This is a genomic window from Paenibacillus lacisoli (assembly GCF_030580655.1).
GTDB lineage: Bacteria > Bacillota > Bacilli > Paenibacillales > Paenibacillaceae > Paenibacillus > Paenibacillus lacisoli.
In genome coordinates, this window is the sequence record NZ_JAUQTB010000008.1 from 1 (window position 1) to 19,517 (window position 19,517).

Genomic DNA, 19,517 nt, shown 5'->3' on the forward strand with positions numbered 1-19,517 from the left:
AGTGCAGCAATGCATGGAGCTGACCAGTACTAATCGGTCGAGGGCTTATCCTACAAGCTTGCCGGAGACATCCGGTAGGCAGCTAGATCGCATATAAGTTTCGGATCCAGTTTTCAAGGTGCAAAACCTTGTTATATGTTCTAAGGTAGATTCTTTTCTGAAGACATTCGGGAAGGAATGACCGAAAAGAACCGTTTGGTGGCGATAGCGGAGGGGTTCCACACGTACCCATCCCGAACACGACCGTTAAGCCCTCCAGCGCCGATGGTACTTGGACCGCAGGGTCCTGGGAGAGTAGGACGTTGCCAAGCAAGAACCACTGTTGATACATCGACAGTGGTTTTTATTTTTCTGTGGATATTCCTCGATGACTATTGTACTTCACTTCGTTTTATAAGCCTTTCCATGTGTATAACCACCCAATGATCCATTTAGCCATTCGATTATGCACAGCTTTATCTACATATTCGTTAAATAACGAGGTTTTGAAAAGCAAGTAAGTGTCCTTATCCTCAGACCCATCCTCTTTTTACTCCAGAATAGTCGCTAATATCTTAGGTGAATCCATATTTAGACGGACTTTTTCCCTATTCATCAACATCTTGTCCCCATACTGTGAATACAGCGTGTATAACTTAAGATTCATTTTGTTTTTACTCCCTAAGCTGTGTATAACATTCATAACTAAATTTATGATCTTAATGATTAATGGGGTATCTATGCTTTGCAGGATATCTCTTTGTGTTTGCATTTTTTCGGAGTGTCTGGACATTTATTTTTCTATGCTATATATTAGTACCAAGTACTAATACCAGATATTATAATCTGCTTATAACTTTACGCATTTACAAAATAAGAGTTAACCATACTAATTAAAAATTACAGTAGAGGTGATCGTAATGACAATTCAATCGAAGGCAAGAATTACGGCTATTGGCAGTTATGTGCCTGATCAGATTTTGAGCAACGCCGATCTGGAAAAAATGGTGGATACGACGGACGAATGGATTATACAGCGTACCGGGATGCGGGAGCGAAGAATTGCAGGTCCGGAGCAGTTCGTTTCTGATTTGAGTATTAAGGCAGTAGAGGCTCTAATTCATGATTACAAGGCGGCTGTGGATGATGTGGACCTGATTCTCGTGGCAACCAGCACAGCTGATTATGGATTTCCGAGTGTTGCTTCCCGGGTGCAGAAACACTTTGGCATTCCTTCCTGCGGGGCGATGGATCTGGGTGCAGCCTGCGCAGGTTTCACATATGGACTGCATATGGCGAATGGGCTAATAAGCAGTGGACTTCATAAGAAGGTACTGGTCATTGGCGGAGAGACATTATCTAAAATCACAGATTACACCGACCGGTCGAGCTGCATTTTGTTCGGAGACGGAGCTAGCGCGATGCTGGTGGAATACGATGTGAGTAATCCGAGCTTTATCACATCCGATATTGGAACGGCGGGTGAGGGCGGCCAGCATCTTTACCGTGCAGGATTGTCTGCTTCGATGGACGGCGTGGCTCTGAACAATAACGGATTCCTGGTTCAAAACGGGCGTGAAGTGTACAAGTGGGCAGTGCGTTCCGTACCTGCTGGAGTTGAACGTTTATTGCATCAAGCCAAAATGGGCATCGATGAACTGAATTGGTTTGTGCCGCACAGTGCTAACCTGCGCATGATCGAATCGATCAGCGATCGGCTCCAGCTGCCGATGGAGCAAACCCTGACCAGTGTGGAATACTGCGGTAATACCTCTGCGGCTTCCATTCCGCTGGCGCTGCAAAATGGATTGCGTGAAGGAAAGCTGAAGCAGGGGGACAAAGTGATTTTATACGGATTTGGCGGAGGCTTAACCTATGCCGGTCTGCTGATCCAGTGGGGAGCGCCTGACCTGATATAGTGTGTCACTCCTGAAACAGATCCTGACTAATGATATAATAAGGGGAAGTGGAAAGGGGATAATTAAGAAATGAAAGTATTGGTACTTGCCGAGAAACCATCGGTTGCCCGCGAAATCGCACGTGTCATGGGCAGCCATGAGAAACATAAAAGCTATATCGAAGGGCCTAAATATATTGTAACCTGGGCGTTAGGACATTTGGTTGGTCTGGCGGAACCGGAGGATTACAATCCCAAATATGCGCAGTGGAACCTAGAGGATCTGCCAATTCTGCCGGGCGAAACGAAGCTTAAGGTGCTCCGGGAGAGCAGCCACCAATTCAAAGCCGTTCAGCAGCTGATCAAGCGCAAGGATATCGGGGAGCTTGTCATTGCTACTGATGCTGGCCGAGAAGGCGAGCTGCTGGCACGTTGGATTCTGCAAATGAGCCGATGGAACAAGCCGTTCAAACGGTTGTGGATATCTTCACAGACGGATAAGGCCATCAAAGACGGCTTTGCCAAGCTGCTGCCGGGCAGCCAGTTCGACCGGCTGTATGAATCCGCACGCTGCCGCGCCGAAGCTGACTGGATGATTGGCCTCAATGTAACCCGTGCGCTGACGAGCCGTTACAATGCGCAGCTGTCCGCCGGACGTGTACAGACTCCAACCCTGGGCATGATCATGGACCGGGAGAAGGAGATCACGGGTTTCCGTTCCCAGGAATATGAGTCTATTACAGCTAATTTGGGAGATTTTCAAGCAATATGGCGGTCCGGTAACGGAGAGTCCCGGATTTTTGATCCACAGCGCAGCAAGGAATTGAAGCAGAAGCTGGATAGCAAACAGGGCAAAATCACACAGCTCAAGAAGAGTGAAAAAGTGGAGCCTCATCCGCTTGCCTACGATCTGACTGAGCTTCAGCGGGATGCCAATCGGCGTTATGGCTTTTCCGCCAAGCAAACGTCGAATCTGCTGCAGAAGCTGTATGAACAGCATAAGTTGGTCACTTATCCGCGGACAGACAGCCGTTACCTGCCAGCCGATATGGTGGATACGCTGAAGGAGCGCTTGTCCAGCGTGTCAATCGGACCTTACGCGAGTCTGGGCCGTCCGCTGCTGCGGGGGAAACTGCCGGTAACGAAGCGGATTGTTGATGACAGTAAAGTCAGTGATCACCATGCCATTATCCCGACGGAGCAGACAGTTCTTCTCAATCAGTTAAGTCCGGATGAGCGCAAGCTATATGATCTGATTGTGCGGCGCTTCATCAGTCTGTTTTATGCACCTGCCCGTTATGACCAGGTCCAGGTTACCGTGCAGATTGAGGGCGAAACCTTGCATGCCAAGGGCACGACGGTCAAGGATGCGGGATGGCGAGCGGTCTATGGCGATCAATCAGCAGATGATGAAGATGAGGACACGGCCGTTGATCAGGAGCAGGAAGCCTCTACACTGCCGGAACTTCAGGAAGGACAATCTGTCCGTGTGCATTCGGTTATTCTTCGTCCAGGTAGGACCCAACCGCCCAAGCGTTATACTGAATCGATGCTGCTGACCCAGATGGAGAAGCACGGTCTGGGCACACCGGCTACCCGAGCGGATATTATCGAGAAGCTGGTCAGCTCTGATACGATTGAGCGTCAGGGCAATGTCATGCATCCCACGGGCAAAGGACGTCAGCTGATTGAGCTCGTGGCTCCACAGCTGCGGACACCGGATCTGACGGCGAAGTGGGAGGCTGAGCTGGAACGGATCGCGCTGGGTAAAGGACAGCCGGATCCGTTCCTGCAAGGTATTCGCAAAATGGCTCAGGAGTTAGTCACAGCTGTGAAGAACAGCAACGCCGAATACAAGCCTCATAATGTGACGAACAGCCATTGTCCGGACTGCGGCTCCAAGCTGCTCGAGAAGAAAGGTAAACGTGGCAAGTTTCTTGTCTGTCCGAATGGAGATTGCGGTTACCGCCGTTCTGCAGAGAAGCAGTTGTCCAATCGACGATGCCCTCAGTGCCATAAGAAGATGGAGCTCAAGGAAGGCAAAGCCGGTTTGTTCGTCCGCTGCCTGCCATGCGGGATTACCGAAACACTGGACAAGAGTAAACAAAAAGTCAACAAACGGGAACAGCAGAAGCTGGTCAAGCAGTATGAACAGAAGGAGTCCTTTGGCTCGAGCCTCGGTGATCTCCTGAAGGCCGCTATGGAGGAACAGGGCAAGTAAATCTGTATAATCTGACGGGACAAAAGGAATGGTAAGCGGAGGGGGTGAGCCGCATGCCAAACCGCAAACCGTTAAAGATTAATGCCCAGCAGAATAAATCGAGCATTATGGAAGAAAGTATCTCGGTACGTCCGCAGAAAGCTGCGAAGTACCCGCCTAGTCTTAATCAGATTCCGAAGAACGAATCCTGATATGCAGATATACAAAAAGCTCAAGCCTGGTGCTTGAGCTTTTTGTATATCTGCATTTTCATCTTCGGCGCTGCATTAGTATTGGTTGAAGAATTGCTGGATTTTCCCGGCATCATTGGTTTGCGTCAGTGCCAGCATCAGCAGGATGCGTGCCTTTTGCGGATTCAGAGAATCGGTGGTTACAAAGTTATTGGCATTGTCATCACTGGAAGGTGCGACGGTTCCGCTGCCGACACGGGTAGAGCGTGCAATAATAACGCCTTTTTTGGCTGCATCATTGGCACCCTTCATCGAAGCACTGGAAATAGAGCCGTCACCGGAACCTGCGACTACAATGCCTTTGGCTCCAGCGGCTACTGCTGCATCATAGAGGTAGCGCCCATTATTCTGATACTCATACAGGATGTCGACCTGCGGCAGTGACGTTAATTTGGAAACATCGAAAATGGATGAAGTAGTATGTTTGCGGGTAGGCTCATTGTAATAGTAGACTTTGTCGCCGATGATAGCACCCAGGTAGCCTTGTTCGACCGATCTGAATGTATCTACGGAAGTCGTATTTGTTTTGGTTATGTAACGAGCTGCGCCAATACGGTCATTCAGCATGACCAGAACACCTTTGCCCTTGGATTCGGTATTGCCGGCTACTTTAACCGCGTTATACAGATTAAAAGGTCCATCTGCGCTGATCGCCGTCGCGGGGCGCATGGAGCCTACAACTACAACCGGCTTATCGCTTTTGACGACCAGGTCGAGGAAATAAGCGGTCTCTTCCAGTGTATCCGTACCATGAGTAATTACGATGCCGTCTACATCGTCACTGGCCAAGAGCTCATTGATGCGTTTGGCCATCTTGAGCAGGACTTCATTATTGATGTCCGGACTGCCGACATTGGCAACCTGTTCACCAGTGACATTGGCAATCTTCTTCATTTCCGGTACAGCTTGAATCAAGGTATCTACTCCAAGAGCGCCGGCTTTATAGCCAGTAGTGTCCGTGTTGGAGGCAGAAGAGCCTGCAATGGTACCGCCTGTAGCGAGAATTTTGATGTTAGGTAGATGATTGCTGACAGCAGGTGTGCTTGAAGCAGTTGTCGATGCAGAGGAGGAAGGGGCTACGATGGTTCCCTGTACGGTTATCGTATCTGCATGGGCGGTACTTGCCAAAGGTCCATTTCCCGCAAAGGTAATGGTACCCAGTAGGGCTGAAGTAAGAAGGGGGATCGTGATCATCGTTTTGAGTCTCATTTGGGTAGCTCCTCTCAGATAAAAAACTTATTAATGTAATATAAACTAACACTCGGTATCGGTTAAACGGTATTATAGAGTTGAATCCTAAATAAGTAAATAGGTTTTTTGGATTATATGATAGGTAAGTTTACATTTCACGTAGTCTGGTGAAAAAAACACAAAAAAACAGGCATCCTTCACGGATACCTGCCATTTTACTTCACGGCATTCAGGGATTGTTACTGTGCTGCTTGGTAGGGAGCTTGGCGCTGGGGGTTCCTTTGCCTCTCTTCCGATTGCGTTCCTGCTTCTTTTGGTTATCATGCAGCTTCTCTACATATTCATGAGTTGATTCCATGTGGCGGGAGTCTCCTTTCGGGTAGATTTGGCCCAATGTACAGCCTGTACTTACTATGTCCCAACATGATTGGAGCTATAAGGAGGCTTCGTACTATCAGTATGCTGCTGTGTTGCAGAGAATTGTACATGTCAGGGGAGAGGAGTATAATTTGGATGTAAGCTATTTTTCGGTTAGGGTGAGTGAGGATGATAACTGGATTGGTTGTATGGTTCCTGTTTATCAACGCGGTCGGTTATCTGGTTATGGCGGAGGACAAGAAGCGGGCCCGCAGGCGAAGTGAACGGATTCCGGAGAAAAACCTGTTCCTGCTGGCAGCGATCGGCGGGGCACTGGGTGTACTGATTGCCATGTACCGCAAACGTCATAAGACAAAGCATTCCAGTTTTGTGATCGGCATTCCACTGCTGTTGTTCCTGAACGCGGTTTTGTACGGGTATTTTCTGAAATAAGGGCTTTGAGTATGACCCTCCTGAATGGTTTATATATGTAATAGGGGGCATAAGAAAAAATACATAGTGAAAGAGGTGCATGACAGATGTTATTCTCTAAAATTCTGGTTGCATATGATGGTTCCAAAGCTTCAAATAAGGCGTTAGAACATGGAATCGAGCTGGCGAAAGCCTTAGAAGGTGCTGAGCTTCGAATTGTGCACGCTTTTGATTTTCCAAGGGTCTATGCAGGCGAAGTGCTGGCTCCGATCCCCGCCTCGGTAAACAAGGATTATTATGACCTGGCTGAACAAACCACAGAAGAAGCCAAGCAGAAGCTTACACAGGCTGGTGTAGCGGCGACGGTGGATATGGTACAGGGCTCCCCGGCTGAGGTGATTCTGGATTATGCCAAAGAATTCGGCTCTGATGTGATTCTGATTGGCAGCCGCGGCCTGGGCGGTATCCGTGAATTCGTACTCGGCAGCGTGAGCCATAACGTGGTGCAGCATGCCCGTGTTCCGGTATTGGTTGTGAAATAATAACAGAATTAAAAATAATAGAGCCGGCAAACATCTGCTTCATTATGAGATGGGCCGGCTCTTTATGTTTGCTGTTATGTAAAAGACGAACATTAAAATAATTGATTAGATTAACGTTCGCTTTTAAGTTGACATGGCGTGTAGTGGGTTGTTAAACTATCTATAGGAAATGTTAATAGGATAAATCATTGTGAAGGCCCCGTAACAGCGGGCCGAACGTGATATCATACTCGTATAATGCCGGGAATATGGCCCGGAAGTATCTACCTGGGAACCGTAAATTTCCGGACTACGTGAAGTGAAGGCTGGAGCCGCTGAGCAAGCGGGCTGTATCGGCGTGTCTTGGCATGCCTGTGCACGGTTCTGTCTGAAGCTTGTCCGGGGTCCGGGATCTTGAAAATGATTGCATTTTCGAGAACCGGACCTTTGTGGTTCCTGGGTGATTATATATGAACAGAGGAGTGAATCGAATGGCAGCACAGGTTGGCGTCATTATGGGAAGCACATCCGATTGGGAGACCATGCAGCATGCATGCACCGTATTGGACGAGCTCGGGATTGATTATGAGAAGAAGGTTGTATCAGCTCACCGCACACCGGATCTGATGTTCCGTTATGCGGAGGAAGCTGCGGAACGCGGTCTTCAAGTCATTATCGCCGGAGCCGGCGGGGCTGCGCATCTTCCAGGGATGGTGGCTGCCAAAACGCCGCTGCCTGTCATCGGTGTCCCTGTACAGACCAAAGCACTGAACGGACTGGACTCTCTGCTGTCTATTGTACAAATGCCGGGAGGCATTCCGGTTGCAACGGTAGCGATTGGCAAAGCTGGCGCGACCAATGCAGGCTTGCTTGCAGCTCAAATGATCGGTGCAACGAATAAAGCCGTTCAGGAGCGTGTGCAGGCCCGCCGGGACCGCATCACAGCCGAAGTGCTGGAGAGCAGTGAGCGTCTATGATGCAGCATTCGCATGAGAAACGTGATGGTAAGATGAAGGAACAGGTTCAGGAAAGTGGTGCTCGGAGCGTAATTCTCCCTGGCTCAAGCATCGGAATTCTGGGCGGTGGACAGCTGGGCCGGATGATCACTCTGGCGGGCAGCGCCATGGGGTACCGGTTCGTTACCCTGGAGCCCACACCGGATTCACCCTGTGGACAGGTTGCACAGCAAATTACAGCGGCTTATGATGATGAGGCCGCTGCCAGAGAGCTGGCACAGCGCTGTGACGTGATTACTTACGAGTTCGAGAACATCGATGCAGGAATTGCGGCACTGCTGCAGCGGGAATCCTATGTGCCTCAGGGCAGTGAACTGCTCTATACGACACAGCATCGGCTGCGGGAGAAACGTGCGATTGAAGCCGCAGGTGTTCCAGTAGCTCCTTACCGTGAAATCACAAGTGCAGAGAGCATGGAGCAGGCTGTTCAGGAGCTGGGCGTGCCCTGCGTATTGAAGACAGCGACCGGCGGCTATGATGGCAAAGGCCAGGTCGTTATCCGTGAAGTCGCAGCAGCCGCAGCAGCTTATCAGCAGCTGGCCGCTGGCGGAACAGAACTCGTGCTGGAGCAGTTTGTCTCTTTTCAATGTGAAATATCCGTTATTGCCGCCCGCAGCCCGCGGGGAGAGATCCGGACGTTTCCGCCAGCCGAGAACATTCATGTGAACAACATTCTGCATACCTCTATTGTGCCGGCCCGAGTGAAAGCGGCAGTGCTGGAGGAAGCACAGCAGCTGGCAGCTGCTATCGCTGAATCGATGGGAGCCGTCGGACTGCTGGCTGTGGAGATGTTCGTGACCAAGGATGGTCAGCTGTACGTGAACGAGCTTGCGCCGCGCCCGCACAATTCGGGTCATTACACGATGGAGGCATGTGCAACCTCGCAGTTCGAGCAGCATGTCCGGGCGGTCTGCAATCTTCCGCTGGGAGATACAAGGCTGCTGTCTCCGGTCGTGATGGTGAATGTGCTGGGTGAGCATTTGGAAGAGGCTGTCGCCAGAACGGGAACCGCAGACCCGATTGCGGATGAGCTGAAGATCGTACCTAAATATCATCTATACGGCAAGAGTGAAGCCAAGAACGGACGTAAAATGGGGCACATCAATCTCCTGTGCAATCAGATAGAGGATGGCCTGCAATGGATTGAACAAACCAACATTTGGAGGAATCGAAATCAATGATTGAACGTTATAGCAGACCGGAAATGAGAGCCATCTGGACGGAGGAGAACAAATTCAAGGCATGGCTTGAAGTGGAACTGTGTGCAACAGAAGCATGGGCCGAGCTGGGGGTAGTTCCCAAAGAAGACGCAGCGCTGCTGCGCGAGAAGGCTTCTTTTGATATCGACCGGATCTATGAAATTGAGCAGGAGACACGTCATGATGTGATCGCCTTCACCCGTACAGTGTCCGAGAGCCTTGGAGCCGAACGCAAATGGGTGCATTATGGTCTGACTTCGACGGACGTGGTAGATACCGCTCTTGGATACCTGCTGAAGCAGGCGAACGAAATCCTGGAGAAAGATATTCTTAATTTTATTGAAATTTTGAAGGATAAAGCGATCGCCTACAAGGATACCCCGATGATGGGACGTACCCATGGTGTACACGCTGAGCCGACTACATTCGGCCTCAAGATGGCCCTGTGGCATGAGGAAATGAAGCGCAACCTGGAACGCTTCCGTCATGCGGCTGACAATGTCCAGTACGGTAAAATTTCCGGCGCGGTGGGCACCTATGCGAATATTGATCCTTTTGTAGAGGAGTTTGTCTGCCGCAAGCTGGGAACCAGCCCTGCACCGATCTCGACCCAGACGCTGCAGCGTGACCGTCATGCTGAATATATGGCTGCATTGGCGTTGATCGCGACTTCCCTGGACAAGTTTGCAACGGAAATCCGTGCGCTGCAGAAGAGTGAATTCCGTGAAGTGGAAGAAGCTTTTGCCAAGGGTCAAAAAGGGTCCTCCGCCATGCCGCACAAGCGCAATCCGATCGGCAGCGAGAACATCTCCGGCCTGTCCCGCGTCATCCGCGGTCACATGGTATCAGCATATGAGAACGTAACACTCTGGCATGAACGCGATATCTCTCATTCCTCTGTGGAACGCATCATTCTGCCGGATGCGACGATGCTGCTGAACTACATGCTGAATCGCTTCGGCAATATTGTGAAGAATCTGACGGTATTCCCTGAGAACATGAAGCGCAATATGGCCCGCACATTCGGTGTTCCATTCTCCGGCCGTATTATGACGAAGCTGATCGACAAAGGCTTCAGCCGCGAGCAGGCTTACGATACCGTGCAGCCGCGTGCGATGCAGGCCTGGGAAGAACAGCGCCAGTTCCGCGATATCGTGGAGTCTACACCGGAGATCACTGAAGCGCTCAGCCCGGAAGAGATTGAGGATGCGTTCAACCCGGCTTGGCATTTGAAGCATGTGGATACCATTTTCAACAAGCTGGGTCTGACAAAGTAATTGGATTAATTGTATAAAGCTGTGTAATGGATAGATGAACTGCCGGATCAACCAGATTTCAAGGAAAGAAGGGCTATGAAATGGCTTTGTCCACTGCTGTGGAACTGATCAATGCTCCTCTGCTCTACAAAGGGAAAGTGCGGGAGCTGTACGACCTGGGTGAACATTATTTGATCGTCGTGACCGACCGGATCTCTGCTTTTGACTACGTTTTGGAGCCGCCGGTGCCGGAAAAGGGGAATGTGCTCAACCAGCTGAGCGCCTTCTGGTTCGAGCAGACGAAGGACCTGATGGATAATCATGTCGTTCATACGGATGTGACCAAACTCGGCGATCTGGTTAAAGATCCGGACGCCCTGCGCAGCCGGATTATGGTGACCCGCAAAGCACAGCGCATTGATATTGAGTGTGTCGTGCGCGGATACATCACCGGCGGGGGCTGGCGCCAGTACCAGCAGACCGGCGAGGTTAACGGGATCAGGCTCCCTGAAGGCATGCGCAAGAACGAACGCCTGCCGCAGCCGATCTTCACACCTGCTGCCAAGAACGATGTCGGTCATGACGAAGACATCTCGATTGCAGCCATGGCTGAGCTGGTCGGCGAAGAGCTGACCCGTGAGCTGGAAGAGAAAAGCCTGCGCCTCTACGAATACGCCCGTCACTACTGCGACAGCCGGGGCATCCTTCTGGCAGACTGCAAATTTGAATTCGGGATCGTGGATGGCAAGGTGATCCTGATTGATGAAATCTTCACCCCGGATTCCTCGCGCTTCTGGGACAAAGCCAATTATGCCCTCGACATCGAAATCGACAGTATGGACAAAGAGCCGGTCCGCAGCTACCTTGCTGCCTCGGACTGGGATAAGAACAGTACACCGGATCCGCTGCCAGCGGAAGTGGTGGAAGCCACAACCACAAGATACGTAGATATTTGGAAACGTCTTGCGGAACAATCCTAAGCCTTGCAGAACAGTCATAACCGCAGCCTAGAAACGAACTTTATCATTATTTTCATACCCATCCACTCTGAGGAGGAACAAGATTAACATGATTAAAGCGACCGTCTATGTCACCATCAAACAAAGCGTACTGGATCCGCAGGGAGTTGCCGTTCAAGGTGCGCTGCATTCCATGGGATTCGGTGAAGTGGAGAATGTACGCATTGGCAAATACATGGAACTGAACCTGGATACCACCGATGCTGCGGCAGCGGAAGAACGGGTCAAGGCGATGTGTGAGAAGCTGCTGGCGAACACCGTCATCGAAGATTACCGCTACGAATTGGAGGTTTAATTCCATGAAATTTGCAGTATTGGTCTTTCCCGGTTCCAACTGTGACATTGACTGCTACAAAGCCATCGAAGACACCGTAGGTGAGCCGGTAGATTATGTATGGCATACAGCAACGGATCTGACACCTTATGATTGTATTCTTGTTCCCGGAGGGTTTTCCTACGGTGACTATCTGCGCTGCGGCGCCATTTCCCGGTTTGCCCCGGTTATGAATGAAGTGGCGAAGGCTGCGGAGCAGGGCAAATATATTCTGGGCATCTGCAACGGCTTTCAGATTCTGACTGAAGCCGGACTGCTGCCAGGCGCGCTGCGCCGCAATATGTCCATGAAATTTCTCTGCCATGATGTAGTATTGAAAGTAGAGAACAATCAAACCCCGTTTACACGTGATTATGAGCAGGGGGAAGAGATTGTGATCCCGATTGCCCATGGTGAAGGCAACTATTACTGCGACGAAGAGACGATGGCCCGCCTGCAGGCAAACAACCAGATCGTCTTCACATACAAGAGTAATCCGAACGGCTCCATCAACGATATTGCAGGAATCAGCAATGAGCGAGGCAATGTACTGGGGATGATGCCTCACCCGGAGCGTGCGGTCAGCGAGCTGCTGGGCACGAAAGACGGACAACGGATGTTCACATCCATACTAAACGCTTGGAGGGATCAGCATGGCGCAGCAACTGTCCGCTAAGGAACCGACGGCAGAGCAAATTGCCGAGCATAAACTGTATCAGCAAATGGGCGTATCGGACAGCGAGTATGCGCTGATCTGCGAATTCATGGGGCGTCAGCCGAACTACACCGAGATTGGCGTATTCAGTGTCATGTGGTCCGAGCACTGCGCTTACAAGAATTCCAAGCCGCTGCTGCGCCGCTTCCCGACCAGCGGTCCGCGTGTCCTGATGGGACCAGGCGAAGGTGCGGGGATCGTTGATATCGGCGATAATCAGGCCGTCGTATTCAAGATCGAGAGTCATAACCATCCTTCAGCGGTAGAACCGTTCCAGGGCGCAGCTACAGGCGTGGGCGGCATTATCCGTGATATTTTCTCCATGGGGGCAAGGCCCATCGCTACATTGAACTCCCTGCGTTTTGGCAAGCTGGAGAGTGACCGTGTAAAATACCTGTTCGAGCATGTTGTATCCGGTATTGCCGGTTACGGCAACTGTATCGGTATTCCGACCGTCGGCGGCGAGGTTGTATTCGACGAGAGCTATGAGGGCAACCCGCTCGTTAACGCGATGTGTGTCGGTCTGATTGATCATGATAAAATCCAGCGCGGTGTAGCCAAAGGTGTAGGCAACCCGGTCTTCTATGTAGGCCCGCCAACCGGTCGTGACGGCATCCACGGCGCGACTTTCGCTTCGGTAGAGCTGACAGAAGAGTCCGAGTCCAAGCGTACAGCCGTACAGGTCGGCGATCCATTCATGGAGAAGCTGGTCATGGAATCCTGTCTTGAGCTGATCGACAGCGGTATTGTGCTTGGTATTCAAGATATGGGCGCAGCAGGACTGACCTGCTCCAGTGCAGAGATGGCAAGTAAAGCCGGCAACGGTCTGGAGCTGTACCTTGACCAGGTGCCGCAGCGTGAAGAAGGCATGACGCCTTACGAAATGATGCTGTCCGAATCCCAGGAGCGGATGCTGTTCGTTGTTGAACCAAAGGATGAAGCGCAGGCGCGTGAAATTTTCGACCGCTGGGGTGTCATCTGTGCAAAGGTCGGCAAAGTGACGGACGACGGCCGCTTGAAGCTGATCCATCATGGTGAGGTTGTCGGGGATATGCCAGTGACTGCTCTGGTGGATGAGTGCCCGATCTACAGCAAGCCTTCGGAAGTGCCTGCTTATTATAAGGAGAATGAAGGGGTTGATACCCTTCGTTATGAAGAAGTTACAGACCTGAATGGCGCATTGCGTCAAGTGCTGTCTTCTCCTAGCGTGGCAAGCAAAGCCTGGGTTTACGAGCAGTATGATTATATGGTTCGTACGAGCACAGCGGTTCGTCCAGGCTCGGACGCTGCTGTCGTGACAATCCGCGGAACCCGCAAGGGACTGGCGATGACGACAGACTGCAACGGACGTTATGTGTATCTGGACCCTGAAGTGGGTGGACGGATCGCAGTCAGCGAGGCTGCACGGAATATCGTTTGCAGCGGCGCAGAACCTTTGGCTATTACGGACAACCTGAACTTCGGCAGTCCGGAGAAGCCGGATATCTTTTGGCAGATGGAGAAGGCGGTTGACGGTATGGCCGAAGCCTGCCGTGTGCTGGATACCCCGGTCATCGGCGGCAACGTGAGTCTGTATAATGAGAACGCCAAGGGCGCGATCTATCCGACACCGGTCGTCGGCATGGTTGGTCTCGTACATGATACAGATCACATTACAACCCAGGGCTTCAAAGCGGAAGGGGATGTTATCCTGCTGCTGGGCGACACCAAGGCTGAACTGGGCGGCAGTGAATTCCAGGCTGTCGTTCACAATGTATCCGAAGGACGTCCGCCGGAGCTGAATCTTGATATCGAGAAGAAGCTGCTGTCCACGGTGCTGGGTGCCATTCAACTGGGTCTCGTGCGCTCTGCGCATGATCTGGCTGAAGGCGGTCTGGCTGTGGCGCTGGCTGAGTCCTGCATCAGCGGTGCTGTAGGGGCCCAGGTTAACGTGAAGAGCGACCTGCGTCCGGACTGGGCTCTGTTCAGTGAGAGTCAGTCCCGTATTCTGCTGTCGGCTTCTCCGGATAAAGCGGCCGCGCTGGAGACCTATATTGCAAGTCAAGGTATATCTGTACAGACGATTGGACGGGTAGAAGGAACGGAATTAACCATCGAAGTGAACGGACAAGCTGCAGTCAACGAGCCTGTGGAAGGATTGAAGCAGGTCTGGGAGGATGTTATTCCATGTCTGATGAAGTAACAGCACGGACGCTCTGGAATGGTGATTATTACAACGAAGGCTCCGGCAAGGACGGGCTGTTCGATAAATTAAAAGAAGAGTGCGGGGTGTTCGGGGTGTACAGACACCCTGACGCCGCTTCTTTGTCTTATTATGGACTGCATGCGCTTCAGCACCGCGGGGAGGAAAGTGCCGGCATGTGCGTCAGCAGCGGGCCGGATTTCAATTATCACCGGGGAATGGGGCTGGTGAAGGAAGTATTCGACAAAGATATGATGGCTACGCTGGTGGGTGACATTGCGATTGGGCATGTCCGTTATTCTACCAGCGGGGACAGCAAGCTGACGAATGCCCAGCCTCTGGTCTTCAAGTACCGGGACGGCAATCTGGCGGTAGCGACTAACGGCAATATCGTTAACGCGCCGCAGATCCGCCGGGAACTGGAACAGAGCGGTTCCATCTTCCAGACCACCAGTGACACCGAGGTTGTGGCCCATCTGATCGCACGTTCCCCGAAAGGACTGGTGGACGCCGCGAAGGACGCGCTGAACCGGATTGTCGGCGGATTCGCTTTTCTGATTATGACCAATGACAAGCTGCTGGTAGCATCGGATCCGCACGGCCTGCGTCCATTGACGATGGGCAAATTGGGAGACGCGTACCTGTTTGCCTCTGAGACATGCGCGCTGGAGACCATTGGCGCCGAGCTGATTCGCGATATTGAGCCTGGCGAGCTGCTGGTCCTGGATGAGAACGGGCTTCTCGAGGAACGGTTTGCGAACCACAACCGCGAGCACCGCAAAGCTTTGTGCGCGATGGAATATATTTATTTTGCCAGACCGGACAGTGATATGAATGGAGCCAACCTGCATGCCGCACGCAAGCGGATGGGGAGCCGGATGGCGGTCGAATCCTTCGTGGATGCGGACGTCGTTACCGGGGTGCCGGATTCCAGCATTTCCGCGGCGATCGGTTATGCCGAGCAGACGGGCATTCCGTACGAGCTGGGGATGATCAAGAACAAGTATACGGGACGCACGTTCATCCAGCCGAGCCAGGAGCTGCGGGAGCAGGGAGTCAAAATGAAGCTGAGCGCTGTACGCCGTGTCGTCGAGGGTAAGCGCGTCGTAATGATCGATGACTCGATCGTGCGCGGGACAACATCCCGCCGGATCGTGAATATGCTGCGGGATGCGGGCGCGACCGAGGTTCATGTGCGGATCACATCACCGCCGTTCAAAAATCCCTGCTTCTACGGGATTGATACGCCGGATCGTCGTGAGCTGATTGCTTCTTCGAAAAGCATTGAGGAAATCTGCCGCGAGATTAACGCGGATTCCTTGTCTTTCCTCAGCCCGGAGGGATTGATTACCGCGGTGGGCGGGGACAACGAGACGGATTACAAGGGCGGCCTCTGTATGGCCTGCTTCGATAACGATTACCCGACGAATATCGACTTTGACGGGGAAGAGAAATTCGGCTGCGGGTGTTAGTGAGGAATAAAATGGTGTGATGGGCAGTAAAGTTCATGCCTTTAACAGTGTTAGGGCATGAACTAATTTGATTTATTACTCAAGGGAGTGTGACGAAGTTGTCCGAAGCATACAAAAACGCCGGGGTAGACATTGCGGCCGGTAATGAAGCGGTAGAGCGGATGAAAAAGCATGTGAAGCGTACCTTCCGTCCGGAAGTGATGACTGACCTGGGTGGTTTTGGAGCTTTGTTCGGTCTGAACAAAGACAAATACGAAGAGCCTGTGCTGGTGTCCGGTACCGATGGTGTAGGAACGAAGCTGAAGATCGCGTTCGCGATGGACAAGCATGATACGATCGGGATCGACGCTGTGGCCATGTGCGTTAACGATATTGTCGTTCAGGGTGCCGAGCCGCTCTTCTTCCTCGACTATCTGGCTTGCGACAAGGTGCTGCCTGAGAAGATTGAAGCTATCGTAGCTGGTATTGCTGAAGGCTGCCATCAATCGGGCTGTGCCCTGATCGGCGGAGAGACCGCGGAAATGCCGGGGATGTACAGCAGCGGAGAATATGATATTGCAGGTTTCACCGTGGGTGTGGTGGATAAGAGTAAAATCATTAACGGGTCGACGATTGCACCAGGGGATGCCGTGATCGGTCTAGCATCCAGCGGGGTTCACAGCAACGGCTTCTCGCTCGTTCGCCGTCTGCTGCTAGAGCAGTCCGGATACAGCCTGCAGGACGAGATTGAGGAATTGGGAGGAACCCTTGGAGATACTCTTCTTGTACCTACCAAAATCTACGTTAAATCCGTGCTGGCCCTGCTCGAACAGCTACCAGTCAAGGGGATGGCCCATATCACAGGCGGCGGCTTTATTGAGAATATCCCGCGTGTGCTGCCTGACAGCGTTAATGTGGATATCAATTACGGCTCCTGGCCGATTCTGCCGATCTTCGAGCTGATGCAGCGTAAGGGTGAAATCTCGAACCGCGACATGTTCACAACCTTCAATATGGGGATTGGTCTCGTCATGGTTGTGAAGGAAGAACATGCGCAGCAGGCGCTTGAACTTCTGAAGCAGCAGGGTGAAGAGGCCTACCTGATTGGCCGTGTTACCGAAGGCGAAGCCCAAGTGACCTTCACGGGAGCGGAAGTCTAATGCCTGATTTTCGTATTGCGGTTTTCGCCTCCGGGCAGGGAGGGAACTTTCAAGCGCTGGTGGATGCCGCAGAGCAAGGGGGTCTGGGAGCTTCTGTAGAGCTGCTGGTTTGTGATAAAGCCCAGGCTCCTGTCGTACAGCGTGCCCGTAAAGCCGGTATTGACGTACATCTGTTTGACCCCAAGCAGTACAGCGCGAGAGAAGAATATGAAGCGGAGATCGTGGGGATTCTGCAGCGCAAAGACATTGATCTTGTCGTATTGGCAGGATATATGAGACTGCTGACGTCCACGATGGTGGATGCCTACCAGGGCAGACTGATTAACATTCACCCATCCCTGCTGCCTGCTTTTCCGGGCAAAAATGCGATCGGACAAGCTCTCGACTATGGTGTCAAAGTGACGGGTGTAACCATTCATTATGTCGATGGCGGTATGGATACCGGTCCGATTATTGCCCAGCATGCCGTCGAAATCCAGTCGGGTGATACGCAGGAATCACTGGCTGTGTCCATTCATGAGATCGAGCAGCAGCTGTATCCACAGGTCGTATCCTGGTTTGCACAGGGCAGAGTGAAGCTTGAGGGCCGATCCGTAACCGTGCTGGAGCCGGAAAACAAGGTATAATATGATAAATTGTCGCATGTGAAGGGCAACGAACAGCATGATACGATATTTCTCGGGAAATAAACCGTTTATTTATTGGAGGAGGAGCAAGCGTGGGAATCAAAAGAGCATTGGTCAGTGTATCGGATAAACGGGGGATCGTGGATTTTTGCCGCGAGCTGTCTGCATTGGGAGTAGAAATCATCTCGACAGGCGGGACAAGCAGCCTGCTGTCGAAGGAAGGGATTCCAGTGATCGGAATCTCGGAAGTAACCGGATTTCCGGAGATCATGGATGGACGTGTCAAAACCCTGCATCCGGCGGTTCACAGCGGTCTGCTGGCTGTGCGTGACAATGCCGAGCACCAGCGTCAAATGCAGGAGCTGGGATTGGACTATATCGACCTCGTGGTCGTGAATCTGTATCCTTTTGCCGAAACGATTGCGAAACCGGATGTCACCTACGAAGATGCAATTGAGAACATTGATATCGGCGGACCCACGATGCTGCGTTCGGCAGCCAAAAACCATGCGTTCGTATCTGTGGTTGTGGATGCCGACGATTATGCAGTTGTACTGGACGAAGTCCGCAGCAGCGGGGATACGACACTTGAAACCCGCAAACGGCTTGCAGCCAAAGTTTTCCGCCATACAGCGGCTTACGATGCCCTGATTTCCGATTATCTGTCGAATGTTACTGGCGACCCGCTTCCAGAGCGTTTTACTGTCACGTATGAGAAAATTCAAGATCTGCGTTATGGAGAGAATCCGCATCAGCAGGCTGCCTTCTACCGTAAGCCGCTGGCTGCCGAAGGCACGTTGACCACAGCGAAGCAGCTGCATGGCAAGGAACTTTCCTACAACAATATTAACGACGCGAATGCTGCGCTGCAGATCGTTAAGGAGTTCACAGAGCCTGCGGTCGTTGCGGTCAAGCATATGAATCCTTGCGGTGTAGGGATTGGCGAGAGCATTTATGAAGCGTATTCCAAAGCTTATGCAGCAGATCCGACTTCAATTTTTGGCGGAATTGTGGCTGCAAACCGGATCATCGACAGCGATACTGCTCATAAGCTGAGTGAGATTTTCCTGGAAATCGTACTGGCACCTGGTTTTACAGACGAAGCGCTGGAGATCCTCACGAAGAAGAAGAACATTCGTCTGCTGGAGATGGGCGAGCTGGGTGCGGCGCATGAGCGTGAGAGCCAGTTTGTTGTTACGTCCATTGAAGGCGGTATGGTCGTTCAGCAGAGCGATCTGCACTCCATCACGGAGGATGACCTGCAGGTAGCCACAGACCGTAAGCCAACAGAAGAAGAGCTGAAACAGCTGCTGTTCGGCTGGAAAGTGGTCAAGCATGTAAAATCCAATGCGATTGTTCTTGCTGCAGATGATATGACCGTAGGTGTTGGTGCAGGCCAAATGAACCGCGTGGGCGCAGCGAAAATTGCCATCGAGCAGGCCGGTGACAAAGCCAAGGGAGCCGTACTCGCTTCGGATGCCTTTTTCCCAATGGGCGATACGCTGGAGCTGGCTGCCAAAGCCGGCATTACCGCGGTTATTCAGCCGGGCGGCTCGATCAAGGACGAAGAGTCCATTAAGGTGGCGAATGAATACGGCATCGCGATGGTGTTCACCGGCGTCCGCCATTTCAAACATTAATCTGCTGAAGAATTCATTGGATTAACGAGTGCAGACGATGAACATATCATCGATCCCGGGATACGGTGCGGTGCTTGAAGATGTACGTATCCCTGTATTGCGGCATGATGCC

General features: G+C 51.8%; 18 protein-coding genes, 1 rRNA gene and 1 riboswitch. Of the genes, 17 read left to right on the forward strand and 2 right to left on the reverse strand.

All coding sequences use genetic code 11. The annotated features are described in order from the left end of the window. The first annotated feature begins 194 nt into the window (after positions 1-194). The 4 genes from rrf (at position 195) to Q5741_RS14095 (ending at position 4,288) form a co-directional block, all read left to right on the forward strand. Positions 195-311 (forward strand): 5S ribosomal RNA (gene rrf, locus Q5741_RS14080). A 588-nt stretch (positions 312-899) separates the two neighbouring features. Next, positions 900-1,898, forward strand: a complete 999-nt coding sequence (locus tag Q5741_RS14085; protein ID WP_305024738.1) for a ketoacyl-ACP synthase III — start codon at positions 900-902, stop codon at positions 1,896-1,898. A gap of 69 nt (positions 1,899-1,967) precedes the next feature. Continuing rightward, complete coding sequence (locus Q5741_RS14090) at positions 1,968-4,097, forward strand: DNA topoisomerase III (RefSeq protein ID WP_305024739.1); 2,130 nt, start codon at positions 1,968-1,970, stop codon at positions 4,095-4,097. Positions 4,098-4,150: 53 nt separating this feature from the next. Beyond that, a complete protein-coding gene (locus Q5741_RS14095) occupies positions 4,151-4,288 on the forward strand; it encodes a hypothetical protein (RefSeq protein WP_305024740.1) in 138 nt (45 codons plus the stop codon). A 75-nt stretch (positions 4,289-4,363) separates the two neighbouring features. On the opposite strand, the gene Q5741_RS14100 is transcribed toward Q5741_RS14095, so the two are convergent. Both Q5741_RS14100 and Q5741_RS14105 read right to left on the reverse strand, forming a co-directional pair. After that, positions 4,364-5,536 carry a type II asparaginase gene (locus Q5741_RS14100; RefSeq protein ID WP_305024741.1) on the reverse strand — a complete coding sequence of 391 codons (1,173 nt, stop codon included), beginning with the start codon at positions 5,534-5,536 and terminating at the stop codon, positions 4,364-4,366. A gap of 211 nt (positions 5,537-5,747) precedes the next feature. Next, the gene (locus tag Q5741_RS14105) at positions 5,748-5,876 is read right to left on the reverse strand and encodes a DUF4023 domain-containing protein (protein WP_305024742.1); all 129 of its coding nucleotides are present in this window, start codon (positions 5,874-5,876) and stop codon (positions 5,748-5,750) included. A gap of 188 nt (positions 5,877-6,064) precedes the next feature. On the opposite strand from Q5741_RS14105, the gene Q5741_RS14110 reads away from it, so the two are divergent. The 13 genes from Q5741_RS14110 to purH all read left to right on the forward strand — a co-directional run bounded on the left by Q5741_RS14110 (position 6,065) and on the right by purH (position 19,405). After that, positions 6,065-6,328 carry a DUF1294 domain-containing protein gene (locus Q5741_RS14110; protein ID WP_305024743.1) on the forward strand — a complete coding sequence of 88 codons (264 nt, stop codon included), beginning with the start codon at positions 6,065-6,067 and terminating at the stop codon, positions 6,326-6,328. Between the two features lie 86 nt (positions 6,329-6,414). Beyond that, positions 6,415-6,849 (forward strand): universal stress protein, encoded by a 435-nt coding sequence (locus Q5741_RS14115; protein ID WP_305024744.1) that lies wholly within the window; start codon positions 6,415-6,417, stop codon positions 6,847-6,849. Positions 6,850-7,059: 210 nt separating this feature from the next. After that, a riboswitch (purine riboswitch) is annotated at positions 7,060-7,161 on the forward strand. A gap of 158 nt (positions 7,162-7,319) precedes the next feature. After that, positions 7,320-7,805, forward strand: a complete 486-nt coding sequence (gene purE, locus Q5741_RS14120) for a 5-(carboxyamino)imidazole ribonucleotide mutase (RefSeq protein WP_305024745.1) — start codon at positions 7,320-7,322, stop codon at positions 7,803-7,805. Between the two features lie 32 nt (positions 7,806-7,837). Then, positions 7,838-9,025: a 5-(carboxyamino)imidazole ribonucleotide synthase gene (gene purK / locus Q5741_RS14125; protein WP_305024867.1), complete on the forward strand. Its 1,188-nt coding sequence runs from the start codon at positions 7,838-7,840 to the stop codon at positions 9,023-9,025. After that, a complete protein-coding gene (gene purB / locus Q5741_RS14130) occupies positions 9,022-10,320 on the forward strand; it encodes an adenylosuccinate lyase (protein ID WP_305024746.1) in 1,299 nt (432 codons plus the stop codon). Before purK ends, purB begins: the two co-directional genes overlap by 4 nt. Before the next feature lie 80 nt (positions 10,321-10,400). Next, on the forward strand, positions 10,401-11,279 hold the full coding sequence (locus Q5741_RS14135; protein WP_305024747.1) for a phosphoribosylaminoimidazolesuccinocarboxamide synthase: 879 nt from the start codon (positions 10,401-10,403) through the stop codon (positions 11,277-11,279). An 88-nt stretch (positions 11,280-11,367) separates the two neighbouring features. Further along, positions 11,368-11,613, forward strand: a complete 246-nt coding sequence (gene purS, locus Q5741_RS14140; RefSeq protein ID WP_305024748.1) for a phosphoribosylformylglycinamidine synthase subunit PurS — start codon at positions 11,368-11,370, stop codon at positions 11,611-11,613. Between the two features lie 4 nt (positions 11,614-11,617). Continuing rightward, positions 11,618-12,307: a phosphoribosylformylglycinamidine synthase subunit PurQ gene (gene purQ, locus Q5741_RS14145; RefSeq protein ID WP_305024749.1), complete on the forward strand. Its 690-nt coding sequence runs from the start codon at positions 11,618-11,620 to the stop codon at positions 12,305-12,307. Beyond that, positions 12,285-14,528, forward strand: a complete 2,244-nt coding sequence (purL, locus tag Q5741_RS14150) for a phosphoribosylformylglycinamidine synthase subunit PurL (RefSeq protein ID WP_305024750.1) — start codon at positions 12,285-12,287, stop codon at positions 14,526-14,528. Before purQ ends, purL begins: the two co-directional genes overlap by 23 nt. Beyond that, positions 14,513-16,000, forward strand: a complete 1,488-nt coding sequence (gene purF, locus Q5741_RS14155; protein WP_305024751.1) for an amidophosphoribosyltransferase — start codon at positions 14,513-14,515, stop codon at positions 15,998-16,000. Before purL ends, purF begins: the two co-directional genes overlap by 16 nt. A gap of 98 nt (positions 16,001-16,098) precedes the next feature. Next, positions 16,099-17,139: a phosphoribosylformylglycinamidine cyclo-ligase gene (gene purM, locus Q5741_RS14160; RefSeq protein ID WP_305024752.1), complete on the forward strand. Its 1,041-nt coding sequence runs from the start codon at positions 16,099-16,101 to the stop codon at positions 17,137-17,139. Then, the gene (purN, locus tag Q5741_RS14165) at positions 17,139-17,765 is read left to right on the forward strand and encodes a phosphoribosylglycinamide formyltransferase (protein WP_305024753.1); all 627 of its coding nucleotides are present in this window, start codon (positions 17,139-17,141) and stop codon (positions 17,763-17,765) included. Before purM ends, purN begins: the two co-directional genes overlap by 1 nt. Positions 17,766-17,857: 92 nt before the next feature. Continuing rightward, positions 17,858-19,405, forward strand: a complete 1,548-nt coding sequence (gene purH / locus Q5741_RS14170) for a bifunctional phosphoribosylaminoimidazolecarboxamide formyltransferase/IMP cyclohydrolase (RefSeq protein WP_305024754.1) — start codon at positions 17,858-17,860, stop codon at positions 19,403-19,405. The last annotated feature ends 112 nt before the right edge of the window (positions 19,406-19,517 follow it).